This is a genomic window from Candidatus Acidulodesulfobacterium acidiphilum (genome assembly GCA_008534395.1).
GTDB classification, from domain to species: Bacteria; SZUA-79; SZUA-79; order Acidulodesulfobacterales; family Acidulodesulfobacteraceae; genus Acidulodesulfobacterium_A; species Acidulodesulfobacterium_A acidiphilum.
On the sequence record SHMQ01000024.1, the window covers coordinates 1 to 20,845 of the forward strand.

The following is a 20,845-nucleotide window of genomic DNA, read 5'->3' on the forward strand; positions in this document are numbered from 1 at the left end:
TGAGGCGGCTGAGAAAAACAAGTTAAAGGGGCAGGAATTGAACAGGGCAAAGGGGTCAGAATTTAATTCTGACCCCTTTGCCTTTAATCTTATCGACCTTTTCGACGAAGTTATAAGTAGGAACATAAAAAACTCCGAACTCCGCATGCCGTATCTGGAAATCGAAGAAAGGACAAAGGTTTACATCGACAAGATGAAGGCCGAAGGCGACACGGTCGGGGGACTTATAACCGCACAGATAAAAGGCGTGCCGGTGGGTCTCGGCAGCTTTACCCAGTGGGACGAGAAATTGGACGCCCACATAGCGATGTCCGTAATGAGTATTCAGGCAATTAAAAGCGTAGAAATCGGCGCCGGAGTAAAATCAGCCTATCTTAAAGGTTCGGAATGTCATGATTCGATTTATTGCAGCGGCAGTGGCGGCTTTTATAGAAAAACCGACAATGCCGGCGGCATCGAAGGGGGAATGTCCAACGGAGAAATAATAAGCGTAACATGCGCGATGAAACCGATACCCACTTTAATGAAGCCCTATCTCGACACCGTAGATTTAAATACTTGCAAAGCAAAAAAAGCATTTCTTGAAAGGTCCGACGTATGCGCCGTTCCTGCCGCGTCGATCGTCGTCGAATCCACCCTCGCTTTTTCTATATGCTATTTTTTTCTTAAAAAATTCGGCGGCGACTGTTTTGCCGAGATTAAAAGAAACTATGACGGGTATTGCAAAAAATGAAAATAAGAACTAATATCGTGTTAATAGGTTTTATGGGAGCGGGAAAAACCGAAGTCGGTAAGATTCTAGCAAAAAATAAAGGGTTTAATTTCATAGATTTGGACTGTTTAATAGAAGCGCAAGAAGGTATGAATATAACGGAAATATTTAAACAAAAAGGCGAAAGTTATTTTAGAAACCTCGAAACCGAAATTTTAAAAAAAATAGATAAATATAAATCCGATATATATAAAATAATTGGAAAGTATAAAACAATAAACAACAAAGAAATTAAAAATGAAGTTAAAAACTGGGTAATATCAACCGGCGGCGGAATGCCTGCCTTTAACGGAAATCTTATACTTATCAAAAATATCGGAACGACGCTCTATCTGAAAGCCGATGCAAAGACTATTTACGAAAGGATAAAATCCGAAACGCACAGGCCGGTTTTAGGCGAAAAAGGTTTTACCGAAAGGTCTGTTTCCGATAAACTTAAAGAAAGAGAGAAATTTTACGGGCAGGCCGATATAACAATATATACCGAAGGGTTGACTGCACCGGCAGTAGCGGAAGAAATAGGTATTTTTATTAATTGATGAACCACTCCTGCAGAAGAAGTAAAATAAAAATTAAAGTTTTTAAATAGTCGTGACGATTAATTTACAAAGGGATAGGTTAAGCATCTAAAAGTTTAGAAGATACAAGATAAACAATTTTTAAGGAGGTGAATATTTAAGGTTTTTAATTATTTAGTCGATGTTTTTCTAAAAGCGAGGGTTATTAATCTATTCAATAAAATATGTTTTAAAAAATAAAGCAAAAGCAACTTAATTTAACAATTTCGGCATGGATGCCGGAATAATTTATCACGGAGGATAAAAAAATGTATAACGGTCTATTTATCAATTCAAACCAATCAGCCATCATTGCAACGGACAATCTTCAAAACACCAACAATTCTTTAGGACAGGCGTTAAACGAACTTTCCAGCGGCTTGCAGATAACCGGCGCTTGGGTCAATCCGGCAGGCTACGAAATAGCTCAGAGCTTAAACGCAACTACTTTAGGCATCAATCAGGCAACGTCAAACGCCAACAACGGAAACTCCTTAATTAACATCGCTTCCGGCGCTCTTTCTACCATACAGGGAATGCTTGGCACGATGCAGACGCTTGCGACCAACGCCGCAAACGGAACGAACAGTAGCGCAAACTTACAGGCGCTAAACAGCGAGTTTCAACAGCTTCAATCGGAAATTACGCAGATTGCGGGTTCTACGTCGTTTAATGGACTGCATCTTTTGAACGGTGGCGGAACCCTAACCACATTGGGTTCTACTTCTATTTCTGCATTTTCTTTCCAAATAGGTCCAAATGCCGGTACAACTAACAACCAGATTTCAGTTTCGATACAGGGTGTTGCATCTAATCTATTAGGGTTAAATAATGGAACAAGTGTTCAATCTTCTCTGTCGCAGGTAAATTTGACCAGTTCTACTAACGCATTAACGGCTCTTTCTGCGGTTCAAGCGGCGGTTAATCAGGTAGCCGGCATAAGCGGTCAGCTCGGTTCTTACCAGAACAGGGTTACTCAGATACTTGGAAACCTTCAGACTGAAGGAACGAACACTCAGGCTGCATATAACAACATTATGGACGTAAATTTTGCTCAGGAAATGTCCCAGTTTACGTTGCTTTCTACTCTGGCTCAGTCCGGCGAAGCTATGCTTTCTCAGGCTTCAATGGTTCCGCAGGGACTTTTGACCCTGTTGAAATAAAATTATATAAACTAATGGGGACAGGCTTAATGGGACGGATTTGAAATCCGTCCCATTAAGCCCCCTAATAAAAGAAGTGATATATTATGGACCAGTTATCGTTAAACGTAAATGCCGTAAATATTGCTAACGGCAATAATGCATCGGATGCGAATAATATAAATGGGTCTGCGGTAAATTCCAAAAATAATACAGCTAATAAAAATAACGACAATGTCGCAAATAATACAAATATTTCCGCAAATAAAGCCAACCCGGCAAATAACAACGCCGGGAAAGAAAAAGAATTATCAAAACAGATAGAGTCGAATCTTAACCCGTCTCCTATGCTGTCTCAGGCAATGCTTTTTAAATGGGATGCAAGCGCCGGCGGCGCCGTCATTAACGTAGTAGATTTTAAAACCGGAAAAGTTCTGGCGCAGATTCCGCCTAATTCGGTTTTAAAAATGATGGCAAATTATCAAAAAGGTTCGATTTATAATAGTAAACTGTAACATTAATTTTGTTAATTAATTTTGTAAAATATATGTAAACCAATTATCAGAGGTAATATAAAATGTCGATAACTTCAACAGGCAGTAGTCTGACGCCGAGCTCATATCCTAATCAGGGTCTTATAGTTATGGGAACCGGTCCTGAGTCGGGTATAAATTATTCCGCAATTCTAAAAGCGCTTGACCAAGCGTTGTCTGCCCCTATTACATTGATGCATGCCCAGGAAACGCCGCTTAATAATCAGCTTTCGGCTTGGCAGTCTATAGGTTCCGATATTTCCGCTTTAAGTTCGTCGGCTTCGGCTCTCGGTCAGCCGTCTTTGTTTCAATCTTTTACTGCAACTTCAAGCGATACTTCAGTTGCAACTGCTCAGGCTTCATCTTCGGCAATTCCCGGAACATACAATGTAACCGTTTCAAGCCTCGCAACTACGGGAGTAATTGCTTCGCAAGGTGTGGCGGCTACTTCTACGGCTGTAGCAAGCTCAGGTTCCACTGGGACGTTTAATATAACTGTTAACGGAAATACGACAGACGTTGCATTAAACTCTACCACAGGTTATACTTTGGCAGATTTGGCGCAGACTATAAATAATTCCAACGCGGGCGTTACTGCTTCCATTATCAACAACGGCGCAACATCCGACCCTTATCAACTTGTTCTTACAAGTAATAATACCGGAACCAATTATGCGCCTTCCGTTACGGATAATCTTACCGGTGGAACGTCCCTTACTTTTACGACTACTCAATCTGCCGCAAATGCAAAATTAAGTTATGAAGGTATAAGCATAACAAGCCAATCTAATACGGTAAAAAACGTTATTCCAGGCGTTACTCTAAGTCTTGCTTCTACAGGTTCGACCACTATAACGGTGGGTTTAGATACGCAAACCATAGACAATGCCGTGAGCAGTTTTATTTCGGCATACAATAAAGTAATAGGCGACGTGTCCGCACAGAATACCGTAACTTCGAGCGGTTCCGGAAACACGAAATCGGAAACTTTAGGTCCTCTCGGCGGCAATGTTTCGCTGACTAATTTGGTGAATAATCTTTATAGCTTTATAGGTAGCGAAGCGCCCGGTCTTTCCGGAAATGCCGGTCTTGCTTCTACTTACGGAATTACGCAAAGTTCAAGCGGTTCGGGAAAACTTCAGCTTAACGCTTCCGCGTTAAATAATATGCTGACGTCGGACCCTCAACAGGTTCAGCAGTTTTTCAGCGCATTAGTAAACGGTTCGCCCACTGCTGGCGGTGCTTCTCAACCCGGCGGTATGACGAATTTTTTAAATACATATACCAATTCTGCAAACGGCGTGGTGCAATTCAGCGAGGCGCAAATTAACACGCAGCTTACGAATATGAATAACCAGATTGCGCAGATGCAGGCTAATGTTCAGACTCAGATGGGCATGTACACCAAGGAGTTTTCTAATTTGGAGTCTTACATAGGGCAGATGCAAACTACAAATTCGGCTATGACCAGCAGCATAAAGCAGATGATTGCCCAAGGCGCTTAACTATAAAGGTATATAAATAAACTTTAAGGAGGATAAATTTTATATGGATGCAATTTCAAAATACGAAAACATAAACGTCAATACAGTTGACCAGGGAACGCTTATAATAATGGCTTATGAAGGCGCTATAAATTTTATAAAAGAAGCAAAAGAAAGACTTGCGCAAAACGATTATGCAGGCAAGTCGATAAATATATCCAATGCCGTTTCCATTATTAATGAACTCAATGCACGTCTCAATATGGAAAAAGGCGGGGAAACGGCAAAAAATTTGAACAAACTTTATACTTTTTTGTCAATCCATCTGACGACGGCAAATCTTAAGAAAGATGCGCATAAACTTGACGAGTCGCTTAATATATTACAAAACCTTTTAAACGGTTGGAAGATTATAATAGAAAAAGACAGGAAACAGAAACAAAATAGCGCGCTTTCAAACGTTAATGCAAGTATTTCTAATAAACCGGTTTCAGGCGGTATTGCAGTATCCGCTTAACGCGATATATCCTCTTGATGAATGAATAATATACTTAATGAATATTTTTATATTCCAAACGAGACGAATAGGCGATTTTTTTCAATCGGTTCCGCTTATCGAGTCTTTAGCCTCTGCAGACGGAGACGAAGCAAAAAAAATTGATATACTGATAGACGAAAGTATATACGACATAAAAAATATTTTTAATACAGAAATAAATTTTATTACTTACGAAAGCATCTTGAATCCCCTCGGTATTTCCGTAAAATGCTTAAATAAATTTGATAAATTTTTATTAGATTTAACTTCTGAATATGAACTTGCCGTAAACTTAAACTATGATTTTGCTAATTCCCTTTTTTTAAATTTTTTTAAAAATCAAAAGAAAGGTTTTATTGTTTTAAATAAATCAAAAAAAACCGCAGAATCAATTTCAAGAAGCGGTCCCGCAAACTATCTTTTTAATATCGTAAAAAACCGAAGCCTAAACAGGATAAATATTACCGATATATATTCTCTTATAGGCAGCGAAAAGACGGCCGAAATAAAAACTTCGTATGGCATTATAAAATTAAAAAAGAAAATCGAAAGCAAAAAAAAACGATTAAGCGGCGAACCCGTTAGGATTTGCATTTCTATAGGAGCAACGCATCAGAAAAGAATCTGGCAATCCGAAAATTACGCAAAGCTGATAAGCCTGCTTTCTCTAAATTTAAACTGCGAAATAATAATTGTAGGAACTCCAGAAGAATCGTCCGCCGCCGAAGAAATAAAACAAAAACTGCCTGACGGCGTAAATATTATCGATTTGACCGGAAAGACCAACCTAAACGAACTTATTTATCTTATAAAAGACTTCGATTTAATTATTGCGTCGGATACCGGAACTTTACATATAGCGCAGATTTTTAACGTTCCGTCTGTTTCTTTATATACCGGCAACGCCAATTTTTACGAAACCGGTCCTCACGTAGAAAATTCTTACGTGATACACTCCGTTATACAATGTTATCCGTGTATGCAGCATGAACCATGCCGCTTTAATTACGCATGCAAAAACGATATAAACCCCGAAGACGTTTTTAACCTTGCCCTTATGCAGATAATCAAAAATAAACTGCATTATTCTTTTAAAGAACAAGAAATTAAATTTTCCGACGTTAAAAAAAGAGTTATCGCAAACGTAAAAAAAGGGAATTTTTCGGTCGCCGTTTGTAAGCATTTAAGCTCTGTCCACTTTTATCCGTTATATAAAAGAAAAATATCTAAAAACGATTTTGCTTCTGAAATATTAAAATTCTGCTGGATTAACGTACTTTCAAAAAATAGCTTAAAAATTGATAAAAATAATGTTTTGAGATATACGAACAAATATTATAAAATAGACGAAAGTCTTCTAAATTCTTTAATAAAAGAAATTAATTTCATAAAAGGCGTTTTTGAAAATGCTTCTAAATCATTTAATAAAGAAGATAAAAATGATAAATACGCCGCTTTATATTTTGAAAAATTCAAAAACTCCGTGAAATCTCTCGGTTTAAACTATAGTTATTTTAAACTTGCATGCGATTATTTTATAGACGAATTAAACTTATCAGGTGCGCAGAAAAGTTTTAACGATATAATTTTGCTTTTAGATAATGCTATAGATATTTTAAAAATGTTTTAAGAAAATATAAATATATGAATAATTCAAATATGAGCCGTAACGATTTAAATTTCGAGATAGTTCAAACCAAAACTATATCCGCTCCGTCTTTTAAGATTAACGGAATAACCGTTCATTCCGTTTACGACCCAGTTTCCGAAGCGCAGAAATGGGCGGCTCAGGTTATGGATAGGATTAATTTGGAAGGAATACCTGATAAAATTATAATTTTTGGTATGGGAGCGGGTTATCATATAAAAACTTTAATTGATTTTTTAAAAAAAGATGAAAAAGAAATAAGAATAGAAGTCGTCGAACCTGCTCAAGAATCTATTGAATTTATAAAAAGCAATTTCGATATTTTAGAATTAATTTCTAAAATAAACGTTACAGTTTTAGACCGCATAAGCGAAAACCTTTATCTAGACGCTTCCGCCGTTTCCCAAAAACTTGAACTCGACAAAAGCAACATATTATTCTGTGAACTGCCTCCGTATAAAAAAATATTTTCCGAAGAATATGCGCTTATACATAAACTTCACGGAATTAACCAGTTCTTTACACCGTCTTCTTTCAGGGTTTTAGTAGTTCAGCCGATGTACGGCGGTTCTTCCACAATAGGAAACTATTTATATTCGGCTCTTTTAAGCCTCGGCTACGATGCAAAAATACTTGATTTTTCAAAATTTTACGATGCATATAAATATATGGGCGAATTTACCACCAACGAAGACCATGTAAATTCATTAAAGCAGAGCCTTTTTAACCTCATGTCCGAAGCTCTTCTTTCTTCGGTTTTTAACGAACCGCCGGACTTGGTTATTTTTATGGCGCAGTCGCCATCCAGCGAAAGAACTTTGCTTAAACTAAGAAGCATGGGAATTAAAACTGCATACTGGTTCGTAGAAGATTTTAGGACGCTTACATACTGGAATACTATAGCAAAGAACGTCGATTATTTCTTTACTATACAAAAAGACGATTTTTTTGCGGAACTTAAAAATATCGGCGCAGACAACTATCATTATCTTCCATTAGCATGTCTTCCAAATTTTCATAAAAAAATTAACGAAATAAATGAAGATGACAGGATAAAATACGGTTCCGACATAAGTTTTGCCGGAGCGGGTTATTATAACAGGAAAAACGTCTTTGCCCAGCTTGTCGATTTTAATTTCAAAATATGGGGAAGCGACTGGCATGTCGGATTGCCATTAAGCCTGTTCATTCAGGAAGGCGGCAAGAGATTTACGGAAGAAGAAGCAGTAAGAATATATAACTATTCAAAAATAAACATAAATCTTCATTCTTCCATGTGGCATTGGGACATAAATCCAAACGGCGATTTTTTAAATCCGAGAGTTTACGAAATTTTAGCCTGCGGAGGTTTTCAGCTTGTGGACAGGCGCAAGTATATGTATGGAGTTTTTGAAGACGGAAAAGATTTGGTTGTTTTTGATACGGTGGACGACTTAAGAAAAAAAATAAAGTACTATCTTGCCAACGAAGAGGAAAGATTGTCTATAGCCGCTCACGGCAGGGAAACGGTAGTTAAAAATCACACTTACGAACGTCGCGTCCGCGAGATGATGAGTATAATACTTTTAGATTCATACGAACAGATAAAATCTAAACTTGAAACCAGAAAGCAAAATATTTCCGAGCTTTTAAGAGAAACTGAAGGAAATAAAGAGCTTCACGACCTTATTATGCAGTTTTCTGACAAGAAATCGCTTTCCATAAGAGATATGGCAGAGAGCATAAAAAGCGGTAAGGGCAGGTTGTCGAAATCGGAAGCTATGATTTTAATGTTATGGGCGATAAAAACAAAATTAGTAAAACTCGAAGGGCTGTAATAAGCGATGAAAAATGTAATCATACTGAATCTTACCCGCATGGGCGACCTTATACAGTCCACCGCTCTTTTTAAAAAAATTAAACTAACCTATCCGGAAAGCCGAGTTAAACTTATAATTTCTAAAGAATTTGCGGAAATTGCCCCTTTTCTTCCGTATGTCGATGAGATTAAACTTATAGACGTTACCGGACTATCCGAACTTTTAAAAGCAAACAATTTCGACTTAACTATAGATGTTCTAAAAGCTTTAGGCGCCATGTTCGACGGTATCTTGCAGGTAAATTACGACCTTGCGGTAAACCTTTCTCACGATGAATTCAGTGTTTATTTCCTTTATATTTTAAATTCGTTAAAAAATATAGGCATTTCTGTAAACCGCGAAGGAATTATAATATCTAACGACGAAATGATAGCTTATATATTTTCTGCAGTTAAAAACAGAAAAGTAAGCGTTTTAAATCTCGTCGATCTATACGAAAGAACTATCAGGACGAATAAAACCCAATATAAACAACACGTGAATAAAATTTTTTTAGACGCAAAAAAAAATAATGAAGAACATGATGGAAATAAGGAGTTTGAAGTTTTAAAAAAATACGGTATAGAAGAAAGCGATAATATCGTTTCTTTTGCCATAGGAGCATCGACTGAGCTAAAAAAATGGCGTTACGACTATTTTGCGGAACTGGCCAAAATGTTTTTAAACGGCGACATTAAAACTAAAGTAGTTTTACTCGGAGCAAAATATGACGTTAAAGCAGGCGGTTTTATAGAAAGCATAGTCGCAAACGAAAGACTTATTAATCTTACCGGAAAAACCTCGGTTGCCGACCTTGTTTATATAGTACGGCGCTCAAATCTTCTTATAACACACGATACAGGAACAATGCATATAGGAGTTGCCGTAGGAACTAAATTAATCGTTATTTATACCGGAAACGTTGGTTTTTTAGAAACGGGACCATATGCCGAAAACCGTTTGCTCGTAATTCCCGATATTGGATGTTTTCCATGCGATTTTAATTTAAAATGTTTAAATCCGGTTTGCCAGGGATTAATTAAACCTGAATATATTTATGATATGTCTTTGATGGTTCTCGAAAAAGAAAACGACTATGCCCAAAAACTGTCCGATTATAAGAATAGCGGCATTATTCCTTATCTGTCCCGTTTTGATTCTAAAAAATTTATCGATTATCTGCCGGCGGTAAAAATTAAGTTAAATTTTAAAGATTTAAAACTTAAAATACTAAAATTATCTCTAGAACATTATTACGAAGGAGATTTTTGGAAGATAGACGAAAACGAAATAGAACTTTTTCTTGACTGTTTTGAGGGCATAGAATATAATCTTAGCTTAGATATCAAGGAAGAATTAAAGTCCGTTGAAAAGCTTATCGCTCTATGCAAAAGAGGTATGTCGGAGACAAAAAAAATGATAAATTTGGCTCTTAAAGACCCGTTTAATTCAAAAAAAATAGAAGAATATACCTGTAAAATAAAATCTATAGATTTTGAATTAAAATATTTATCTTCGGTTTATGACGACTTATCTCTGTTTAACCAGATTCACGTCATAAACCAGAACAGTTCGGTCAGCTACGATTTGTTCGGTTTTGCCTTAGATTCTCTTAAAAATTATTCCATGTATAAGCTCCAATTAAATATATTTAAAAAGGTTTCGTTAATTTTTTTAGATAAAATCAAAAATTTATAAATATAATTTAACCATATTACGATAACGGAGGATTTATCATGAAACTATATATCGACGGGCATTTAAACGATTCCGTTTTTAGCGCCGGCAGTATGTACGACATTTTATACGGCGGCAGCATAAAAAGTTATATTCCGGAAGGCAAAGTAATAAAAAGCATAGCGATAAACGGAACTCAATACGACGATTTAATGCTGGACGCCGACAAATCAAAGGCTTTTAAACTTGGAGACGCCGACGAAATTAAAATAACTACGATGAATCAGCTTGAACTTTTAAACGGTTCGTTAAACGCCGCTATAAAGTTTTTAAACGAATTTAAAGCAGGAGTAGTAAAAACTACCGATGAAATAAGATGGGGAAACAGTAATGCAGGATTTAAAAATTTTTCGGCATACCTAAGCGGACTTACTATGTTTATTCAAATCATGGAAAAAATATCCCAGTTTTTAAAAATTGATTATAACAACCTTGTCTATGACGGCAAAAGCGTCCAGTCTTATTTTAACGACCTTGAAAAAATTCTTGCTTCGGTTCTTTCGACACAGGTGAAACAGGATTACGTTCTTCTTGCCGATATAGTCGAGTTCGAACTTAAGCCTAATATAGATATCTGGAGCAATATTTTGAAAGATATGAAAACTAAAATAAACGGCGTTTCCAATGCAGAAGGCAAATGACCTAAAAAAGAAGAGGATTATTGCTGTAATAGGCGTTCAGAGGAGCGGCACAAGTGCAATTACAAGAGGGCTTCAAGTTTTAGGAGTCAATCTTGGAAATTTTTATGAACATGACATAGTTAGCCCCGATAACGAAAAAGGGTTCTTTGAGGATTTAGAAATAAGCCATTTAGATGTGAACATGCTTAATTCTATTGGCTATACTTGGGATAATCCAGCTTTGCCGATATTTGACGATAACACTAATCTGGTCTTATCGGCTTTTTATCCTATTGCCGCAAATATTGTTAATAGGCGATTTGAAAATACCGATTTGTTTGGCTTTAAGGACCCCCACGCAGTCAAATTATTGCCGTTTTGGAATGAAGTGTTTAAGGATGCAGGGATAGAAGTATCATATATCATTGCCTGCCGTAATCCTTTAAGCGTAATAAAGTCATCGATGCATAATAGAGAAGGTTTTGACTCAGTCAAAGGATTTTATATATGGTTAGGAGCAACATTGGCTTCTTTGATTTATTCGGCAGGTTATAACCGCATAGTCGTCGATTACGACGAGTTGATGAAAGATCCTGGAAAACAGCTCGGAAGAACGGCAGAACGTTTAAATTTGAAGTTCGACGCAGATAGTCCCGAATTTATAGAGTATAAAGAATCATTTTTGAGCGAATCCCTCAGGCATTCAAGTTTCGGGATAGACGATCTTGCCGCAAATGCGGAAGTTCCGTCTAAAGTTGCCGAACTTTATATCTTACTTAAACGCATCGCAATGGATGAAATTTCTATAGATAGTGTCGAAGCGGCGGCAAAGATTAATAAAATTTATTCATGGATTGAGGAACTCCGCTCCACGCTTTTATATATGCAGGCGCAATTCGACGCATTGCTTTATTTAAAAAAAGAACTTGACAAAAAAGACGCAAAAATTGCGGAATTAACGGAATCTTTAACATCTTGTAATTCGCGCCAAAGCGGAAACTTGGAAACATGAAAGCAGAAAATCATTCAAGCCCGTGTATCGTTTGGCACGAACATAAAATAAAAAGGAGCGACAGGGAAAAACTTAAAAACCAGAAAGGGTGTGTTTTGTGGCTTACCGGGCTCAGCGGATGCGGGAAGAGCACCATTGCTAATTTACTTGAAGAGCGTTTAAACGAAAAAGGCTATCATACATATCTTTTAGACGGGGACAATATAAGGCACGGGCTCAGCAGGGGGCTGGGGTTTTCCGAGGAGGACAGGTTGGAAAACATAAAAAGAGTAGCCGAAGCCGCCAAACTTTTCGTAGATGCAGGGATTATCGTTATAGCATCTTTTATTTCGCCTTTAAAGAAGCACAGGCAGACGGCAAAGGAGATAATAGGGTCCGGCGACTTTGTCGAAATATTTATAGACACTCCTTTTCACGAATGCGTTAATAGGGATGCAAAAGGTTGGTACAAAATGGCGTTAAACGGAGAAATAGAAAGCTATACCGGCGTCGATTCTCCTTACGAAAAGCCGGAAAAGCCGGATGTACATATAAAGACGGACGGTATCAACGCCGAAGAGGGCGTTGGCAGAATTATAGAAATATTATCCGCTACAAACAAACTTTAATTTAAATATGGAAACTATAAAACCTAAAATATTTAATATTTTCGGCGAAAAATCAATAAACGAATCCCTGTCTTTAATTATTAAAGAGCTCGAATCGGCGGATTTTTTTAAATTTGCCGTTCCTAAGGATTATATATTTCTGCCTTTATTTGAAGAAAAAATAAATCAAAGCGGTTTGTTAATTTATACAATAAAAGAAAATTCGGATTATATAGAAATCACCGTAAAAAAATTTCATGATTTTAATATTTCTACTGTTATAAATTTTAAAGATAAAAAAAATTTTAACGAGTTGATAGGTATTATAAAAAATATACCGGATTCTTCCTTTAGGAATTTATCGTTGATAAATATAACCGACGATTATACCTATGAAGAATTGGAGAAATTATTTTCAGAGGCTTTCAGAGTTTTATCGCACGGTTCATCGTTTTATATTGAATATATAGGAACTGCGGTTTCTGAATACTTGCTAAAAGGATATATAGAATATGCCGGTTTTATAAACGTTTTTCCGATAGCTTCCGCAGGCGAATACGAACAGGGGAAAATCAAAATTAATTCTAAAAAAACCGGTTTAACGGACATATCTAAACAGCCTAAAAAAGTTTTAATCAATATCGACTTAAAACGACCCGAAAAATTACTTGAAAGCACCGTTTTCATAAGAGATCTGCATAATAAATTTAACAATTGGGATTTATATCTCGTTTCGGAAGAATGGAAATTTTTCGACGAAAATATTTATTTAAAATATTGTTCAGCCGAATCTCCTTCCGAAAATATGAATTATGTTGTTTATCTTGACGATTATAATCCTTTTCCTGTTATAGATTATAAATTTAAGAGCCTTAACAGCCGTAAACCGGATTTATTTTATTCGCAGGAAAATTTGGCCAATATCCGTGCTTTTTTAGATAAGAACGGTATAGCGGGGGACGATTTTTTTCTTATTATAGATGCCGATTTCATAGATATAAAAACTAGGGAAAATATTTTAGAAAAATTTAAAACCGACTTTCCTTATATCGTTAAAATCGGCTTTAAAACGCTTGTTGCCGGAGAAGATTTTAACGATTTGACGCTAAAAGACAAAACTTTGCTTTTACAGCTTTCGTCTTTTTATACGGGCGGAGGATTTAATTATTTTCTTTCCGACGCCTTGTATATTCCTTCTTATAATATAAGTTCAGCCACGGTTAATTATAAAAGGCGGCATAAAGCCGAAAGTTTTGACGTATCAATCGTCATACCGGCATATAATAATTTTAGCTATACTAAGCAATGCGTTTTTTCGATATTTAAAAACCATCCCCTGTTAGATTTTGAAATAATTATAATAGACAACGGTTCAACCGACGAAACGAAAGAATATTTTACTAAGTTTAACGGTTTAAAGAATTTTCGCTTTATTTCAAACGATGAGAATTTAGGGTTTGCAAAAGCTTCTAATATGGGAGCGAAAGTTTCAAATTCCGAAAATATTTTATTTTTAAATAACGATACGGTGGTCTCAAAGGGAGCCATAGACGAACTTTATTGCTCCGTGAACTCCGGCGAGGCCAAATCTTTAAAAATAGGCGCCGCAGGTCCTCTACTGTTATATCCAGACAAAAAAATTCAGGAAGCCGGCATAATGTTCGAAGAACGGTTAGTTCCTTATAATGCCTATTCAAGAATGGATATATCAGGTTGCGGGCAATCGGATATCAAGAATGCAATTTACATAAGGAGCTATAATGCGCTTACTGCGGCATGCCTTATGCTCAAAAAAGAAATATTCGAGGCGGTTGGCGGTTTTGACGAGGGCTATATTAACGGTTTCGAAGACGTGGATTTATGCCTTAAATTGCGCGAAGCGGGTTACATGCTTATATTTAATCCGAAGAGCATAATATTTCATTTTGAAGAAAAAACGGTGGGCAGAAGAAAGCACGATATTGAAAATATTAACCTCTTTATGGAAAAGTGGAGGCTCAAATATAAAAGAGATAATTATATATTTGCCGAAATGGATAATTTGTTTATCTCGAATAAATTTAAAAATGACATTTCTAAATATATTATTTCGTTAAACAGTTTTAAATCCATCGAGAATGAAATAGATTTTCTGACCTTAAATAAGAAATATAAAGAAGCATTAAAACTTTGCGGCGATATTTTAAAATTAAACGAATATAATATAAGAATTTATAAAAAAAGAACAGATATAAAACGAAGTTTTGACATATTAGAATCCCAAAAGGATATAAAATCGTTACTTAACGAAGAAGAAAAATTACTTTTTGCTTACAGAACATTAATTAATAATATAATTAAACATAATAAAGGCATAAAAGTATCGTTTGAGCAGAATGAAATTTATAAAGTATGGATTAAATATAAAGAGCCTTCCATAACGGAACTTGAAGTACAAAGAGCCTTTATATTCGAATTTAAACCGAAAATAAGCATTATTATGCCTACCTATAATACTCCAAGAGAATATTTAACCAAGGCGATAGAATCCGTAATCAGCCAGACTTATCCAAACTGGGAGCTTTGCATAGCAGACGACGCATCTTCAGAAATTCACGTAAAAGAAATTTTAAAATATTACAAGGAAAAAGACGAAAGAATTAAAGTTATTTACAGAACCGAAAACGGCCATATTTCCAAAGCGTCTAACAGCGCGCTTTCTATTGCGACTGGAGATTATATAGCCCTGTTAGACCACGACGACGAACTGCCCGAATCCGCTTTATTTTTTGTGGTAAAGGAAATTAACGAGCATTCTGACGTAAAGTTAATTTACAGCGACGAAGACAAATTGTATTTCGACGGAAGCAGAGTCCTGCCTTATTTTAAATCGGACTGGAATCCCGATCTTTTTTTATCCCAGAATATGATAAACCATTTAGCAGTTTATAAAAAGTCTATAGTCGATGAAATCGGAGGTTTCAGGGAAGGATACGAAGGTTCGCAGGATTACGACCTTGCTTTAAGATTTATAGAAAAAATAAAATATTCCGAAATCAGGCATATTCCAAGGATTTTATACCACTGGAGAATGGCGGAAGGCTCAACAGCCGTTAATGTCGAAAATAAATCATATTCTGCAACAGCCGCAAGAAAAGCAATTCAGGAGCATCTTGACAGAATGCATATAAAAGCTAAAGTAGTTGAAGCTCCATTAATGCCTATGTGGAACCGGGTTATTTACTATATAGATAAAAATCCGCTTGCAAGTATAATTATACCTACGTATAACGGTTACGGCATCTTAAAAAATTGCATTGACGGCATAATTGAAAAAACCTCTTATAAAAATTATGAAATTATAGTAGTTAACAACAACTGCGACGATGAACAAACCGTTAAATATTTAGAATCTATTAATACTTTAAGCAATATAAAAGTCATAGATTACAACAAGCCTTTTAATTATTCTGCCATTAATAATTTTGCCGTTAAATCCGCTAAAGGGGACGTCCTGGTTTTATTAAACAACGATACAGAAGTGATTAACGACGACTGGTTAAGAGAGCTTGTTTCCCATGTATTGCGTCCAGAAATAGGAGCGGTAGGCGCTAAGCTTTTATATCCGGATAATACTATTCAGCATGCAGGGGTTCTAATTGTAAAATATATGCCGGTGCATACATATAATTATTTAAATAAAGATGAAGCCGGTTATTTCGGAAGAGCAAATTTAATTCAAAATTATTCAGCCGTTACGGGAGCATGTATGGTTTTAAAAAAAGAATTGTATATGAAAGCAGGCGGTATGGACGAGAATTTGCCGATAGCTTATAATGATATAGATTTTTGTATTAAAATTATGCAACTTGGATATTTTAACTTATTTACTCCTTATTCGGTTTTGTATCATTACGAATCTAAAACCAGAGGATATGAAGATACGGAAGAAAAGAAATTGAGACTTAAAAAAGACTTGGATTACTTAACGAATAAATGGGAAAAAACGCTTGAGGCTGATTTTGCTTACAACATTAATCTATGCAGCGTCCCAGGCAGTTTGTTTTCGATAAAATTGCCCGAAGAATTCGTTAGCGTTATTAAGCTGTAAATTTTTAATATGATAAAATAGAAAAACATGATAAATTTGAACTTAAAATAGCCGATTCTTGATTAAGATATAAAGAAATATAAAATATTTTATATGAAAAAAAATTTATGCATAGGCGCAATTTTTAAAAATGAATATCCTTATATTTTAGAATGGATTGCATGGCATAAACTATGCGGTTTTGATAAAATTATTATAGCCGATAACGGTTCGGACGATGGAACCAGAGAGCTTTTGCAGGCACTCGACGATTTAGGTGAAATTAATCTTTTATATCAACCAAAAATTTCTGCCGTCAGTACTTCTCAATTTACAGCATATGACAGGATTGTAAATCAATTTTGCCCTGAATGTTATGCTATTTTATTTATCGATGCAGATGAATTCGTTGAAAACGACGAAGAAGAATTAAGTTCCGTTTCTGAAACTATTCTTCGTTTATTCGATATTCCCAATGTCGGCGCTATAGGTTTAAACTGGAGAACTTACGGTTCTTCGGATAAAATGGTTTACGAAGACGATTACGTGGTACGAAGGTTTACCTGGCATAAAGACGATGAAGACAAAGGCTGTTCTGTGAATAATCATTTAAAAACTGTTTTTATCAGCAAAAATTACGCGAAGGCTCATTGTCATTCCCCGCAAATATATAGCGGCAACTATATTTATTCAAACGGTGAAAGATTGACGTTTTGTGACATTAGGTTTGGCTGGTCAAATCCTCCAGAAACATATATTAAAACAGGTGTATCTTATAAAATTTGCAAATGCCATCTTAGAGTGAATCATTATGTTATAAAGTCTTTTCAGGAATATACAGAACGCAAATCTTTAAGAGGACGCGCAGATACAGTCGCCACAGATCCAGAATATAATGATAGAAATATTGTTTTTTTTAAAAATAATGATTTTAAAGATTGCAATCGTTTAATTTCCGAAAAAAAACTTTTACTTTTAGATGAAAAAGTAAAATTACTTAAAGATAAAATAAATATATACGGATTTTACGATAAATATATAGGTGCTATAGAATCGGTAAGTCAATTAGGTTTTTCCGGCTGGATAGCAAACGTAAACGGTTCATCTGAAAATATTAAAATTAATGTTTTTGTAAATGGAATACATATTGGTTATACGACCCCTTGTTTTTATAGAAGAAATCTTATAAATCAAGGCATTTCTATCGATGGCATAGCTGGTTTTAGATTTTCTTTTCAGACCTTGTTAAAATCAGGAGATGAAGTTTTAATACAAATACACGGAAGATTATTTCAATTTTCAAATGCAAAATATATAATGGTCTAAATAAAGTTATGATAATTGATATCAATTATCATAACTTTATTATTGAGGTTTAACGCATCATTATTTTTATTCATTGCATAAATTTATAAAATTTTATTTATATTAATACATCATAATGAGTTTAGCAAATTATAATCAAAATAATCTTTATTCAAAAATAAATTCAAAATATGAGTTAAAATTAAATGATATTGATGTAAATAATAAAAATTCATCACATTCAATTATTGTTGACTTAATAGCTGAAAACTCAATAATACTTGACGTAGGATGTTCCAGCGGCTATTTAGGCAGATGGTTAAAAATAAATAAAAACTGCAAAGTATATGGAATCGACATTAATCAAGATGCATTGAATTACGCAAAACAAGAATCGGGTTATGATGATGTATTTTTAATTGATTTAGATGAACTGAAAGGCGAAGGTATAAAAAGACTTAAATATATGGATGTAGCTTTTGATTATATCGTTATGGCAGATGTTATAGAACATTTAAAAAATCCCGCTGTTATATTAATGCTATTATCAGAAAAACTTAAATTGTATTCAAATTTTATAATAAGTATTCCGAATATTGCCAATGCCGATATTATTTTAAATCTTATTGAAGGCAAATTTAATTACGGAGATTTTGGCTTATTAGATAGAACTCATTTAAGATTTTTTACTAAAAATTCTTTTATAGAATTTATAGAATCTATAAATCAAAGTGAATCATTAGGTGATTGCAAATTTCAGATAGATTTTATTGCAAACACAATCTATATATCAGATTTTATTAAAAATGTAATTTCAGAAAAACTAATATTATATAATTTGTTAAAGTCAGCTAATCCAGAGATAGATGTTTTACAAAATATATTTGCATTAACAAAAGTTAAGAAAAATGACAAAGTTTTAAACTTAAAAGAAAAATTTAATATAAAACCACTTGACAAAATTTTTAATGTAATTAATGAGTTAATTAAAATATCACAGGATTGTGAAAAAGAACTATATAATAGTAAATTTTTAATCAAAGAATACGAATCAAAAATTCAACTATTGCAAAGTATCATCGATCATAATTTAAAGTAAAAATTAAAAATAATGGTGTCAATAATGGAATAATGGTGTCAGATTTATTTATTTATGAATTTACAGAAAGAACTAAACGAACTTGTAAATGCATTTAACGGCGGAAATTTTAAAGAAGCCGAATGACTTTCGCTTGCAATTACTAAGTCGTATCCGGATAATTTTATTGCTTGGAAAGCGCTGGGTTTGTCTTTAAAAAATCTCAAAAGGTTTCCAGAAGCCGTTTTTCCTTTGCAATAATGGTGTCAGATTTATTTATTCTCTTACTCCCGCCTGCGTTCGACGGTTTTTATATTTTACTTCGGAATAATGTTTCTAATTTATTTATTTGCTTATTCAAATTGTAGCGTATTAGATATATAATACATGCATAAACTAAACTAAATTTTAAATTAATCGACGAAGATGAATCTGCCGGAAAAAATAGTAAACTGGAGCAACGATAAAAATGAACGGCTAAAGTCGGAAAGAAATATATCTTTTGAAGAAATAATCGTTGCAATCGCGGAACAAGATAAATTAATCGATATTTATAATGAACCCATAAATCTGAACAGAACTTTTAAATTTCTTATTCCGTAACTTAAAAATCTGTTAGAATTAAATTAAGGAATTTAAAAAAAATCAAATTTAAAGGGGTAAACTAAAATGAGCAAAAACCGCAGAAATTTTTCGCCGGAATTCAAAACGAAACTAGTCATAGAACTCTTAGAATCCGGCAAGACTCTAAACGAGATAGCTTCCAAATACGAAGGCTTCCCAAAAGCCTTATAACTTGGAAGAAGCAGTTTATCGAGAACGCATCAATAGTCTTCGAAGAATCCGTTCCGTCCAAGAAATACAAAGACGAGATTAAAGAAAAAGAACAGAAAATAGAGGAATTAGAGAAAACTTTAGGTAGAACGGTTATGGAAAGTATAAAAGCAAAATGCTTTTATGTGGCTGTCAAAAAAAGTCGATATAAAAGCCAACGGCTTGGCTTTTATGTCGGGCTTGATTAAATTAAGCCTCGTGGACCCTGAGCTCCCGATATCCGTAACGAGGCAGTGTGCGTTATTGGAAATAAAAAACAGGACTTCCCTATATTACAAAAAGGCGGTGAAACTGATGGATCAATCCATATTGAACCGGATAGACGAAATATATACGGAAAGCCCCTATTACGGATACCGCCGCATCCATCAAGTCTTAATCCAGGAAGGCAGGACCGTAAATCCCAAGCAGGTGCTTAAGCTAATGCGCATATTGGGCATTCAGGCATTATATCCCAAAAAGAAGAGAAATACTTCTATTGCCGACGCCAATCACGCAAAGTATCCGTATCTCTTGAAAGGACTTAAGGTAACGAAACCCAATCAGGTATGGGCGTCAGATATAACGTATATTCGCCTAAACAACGGCTTTTCATATCTTTGCGCCATAATAGATTTGTATACCCGCAGCATACTGTCATGGAAGCTATCCTTCGCTATGGACGAAAGCCTTACGGTATCGGTTTTAAACGAAGCGTTGTCCGTTTACGGCAAACCCGAAATATTTAATTCCGACCAGGGTTCTCAATATATGGCGCAAGGCTTCATAAATACGTTAACAAAGCATAACATATCCATATCTATGGACTCTAAAGGTCGTGCTATCGATAATATATTTATCGAAAGATTCTGGCGCACTATTAAATACGACAACGTCTATCCTTCGGGTTATGAGGCGCTAAAAGACGCAAGAGCAGGGATAGAAAAATATATCCATAAATATAATAACCACAGGTTGCGTTCGTCTTTGGGCTATAAACCGCCGCTAAAGGTCTATAACGAATATTTTGAAAAAGCGGCATGAATAAGAGGAGCTAAATGCGGGGGCACATCCCCCTGACCCCTGAAAGACAATATAAATAAGTATGAATA

15 protein-coding genes and 1 pseudogene are annotated in these 20,845 nt (G+C 35.1%); all 16 read left to right on the forward strand.

Annotated elements, in window-relative coordinates:
• The coding region (locus EVJ48_07590) for a chorismate synthase (protein ID RZV38087.1) at window positions 1-733 on the forward strand (733 nt) is incomplete at its 5' end.
• Window positions 730-1,311, forward strand: a complete 582-nt coding sequence (locus EVJ48_07595; GenBank protein ID RZV38088.1) for a shikimate kinase — start codon at window positions 730-732, stop codon at window positions 1,309-1,311. The genes EVJ48_07590 and EVJ48_07595, both read left to right, overlap by 4 nt.
• Before the next feature lie 287 nt (window positions 1,312-1,598).
• Window positions 1,599-2,492 carry a hypothetical protein gene (locus EVJ48_07600; protein ID RZV38089.1) on the forward strand — a complete coding sequence of 298 codons (894 nt, stop codon included), beginning with the start codon at window positions 1,599-1,601 and terminating at the stop codon, window positions 2,490-2,492.
• Window positions 2,493-2,578: 86 nt separating this feature from the next.
• A complete protein-coding gene (locus EVJ48_07605) occupies window positions 2,579-2,986 on the forward strand; it encodes a hypothetical protein (protein RZV38090.1) in 408 nt (135 codons plus the stop codon).
• Between the two features lie 62 nt (window positions 2,987-3,048).
• Window positions 3,049-4,509, forward strand: coding sequence for a hypothetical protein (locus EVJ48_07610; protein ID RZV38091.1), 1,461 nt, complete (start codon window positions 3,049-3,051; stop codon window positions 4,507-4,509).
• A 43-nt stretch (window positions 4,510-4,552) separates the two neighbouring features.
• Window positions 4,553-5,005, forward strand: coding sequence for a flagellar export chaperone FliS (fliS, locus tag EVJ48_07615; GenBank protein RZV38092.1), 453 nt, complete (start codon window positions 4,553-4,555; stop codon window positions 5,003-5,005).
• Between the two features lie 37 nt (window positions 5,006-5,042).
• The gene (locus EVJ48_07620; protein RZV38093.1) at window positions 5,043-6,656 is read left to right on the forward strand and encodes a hypothetical protein; all 1,614 of its coding nucleotides are present in this window, start codon (window positions 5,043-5,045) and stop codon (window positions 6,654-6,656) included.
• Window positions 6,657-6,670: 14 nt separating this feature from the next.
• Window positions 6,671-8,491 carry a hypothetical protein gene (locus EVJ48_07625; protein RZV38094.1) on the forward strand — a complete coding sequence of 607 codons (1,821 nt, stop codon included), beginning with the start codon at window positions 6,671-6,673 and terminating at the stop codon, window positions 8,489-8,491.
• Window positions 8,492-8,497: 6 nt separating this feature from the next.
• Window positions 8,498-10,210 (forward strand): glycosyltransferase family 9 protein, encoded by a 1,713-nt coding sequence (locus EVJ48_07630; GenBank protein RZV38095.1) that lies wholly within the window; start codon window positions 8,498-8,500, stop codon window positions 10,208-10,210.
• A gap of 38 nt (window positions 10,211-10,248) precedes the next feature.
• Window positions 10,249-10,890 carry a hypothetical protein gene (locus EVJ48_07635; GenBank protein ID RZV38096.1) on the forward strand — a complete coding sequence of 214 codons (642 nt, stop codon included), beginning with the start codon at window positions 10,249-10,251 and terminating at the stop codon, window positions 10,888-10,890.
• A complete protein-coding gene (locus tag EVJ48_07640) occupies window positions 10,874-11,881 on the forward strand; it encodes a hypothetical protein (protein ID RZV38097.1) in 1,008 nt (335 codons plus the stop codon). Before EVJ48_07635 ends, EVJ48_07640 begins: the two co-directional genes overlap by 17 nt.
• Complete coding sequence (cysC, locus tag EVJ48_07645; protein ID RZV38098.1) at window positions 11,878-12,489, forward strand: adenylyl-sulfate kinase; 612 nt, start codon at window positions 11,878-11,880, stop codon at window positions 12,487-12,489. The genes EVJ48_07640 and cysC overlap by 4 nt, the downstream gene beginning before the upstream one ends.
• 7 nt (window positions 12,490-12,496) lie before the next feature.
• A complete protein-coding gene (locus tag EVJ48_07650; GenBank protein ID RZV38099.1) occupies window positions 12,497-16,558 on the forward strand; it encodes a glycosyltransferase in 4,062 nt (1,353 codons plus the stop codon).
• A 93-nt stretch (window positions 16,559-16,651) separates the two neighbouring features.
• Complete coding sequence (locus EVJ48_07655; protein RZV38100.1) at window positions 16,652-17,863, forward strand: glycosyltransferase family 2 protein; 1,212 nt, start codon at window positions 16,652-16,654, stop codon at window positions 17,861-17,863.
• 115 nt (window positions 17,864-17,978) lie between these two features.
• A complete protein-coding gene (locus EVJ48_07660) occupies window positions 17,979-18,941 on the forward strand; it encodes a methyltransferase domain-containing protein (GenBank protein ID RZV38101.1) in 963 nt (320 codons plus the stop codon).
• 648 nt (window positions 18,942-19,589) lie between these two features.
• Window positions 19,590-20,777 (forward strand): annotated as a pseudogene (locus tag EVJ48_07665) (IS3 family transposase).
• Window positions 20,778-20,845 lie beyond the last annotated feature (68 nt).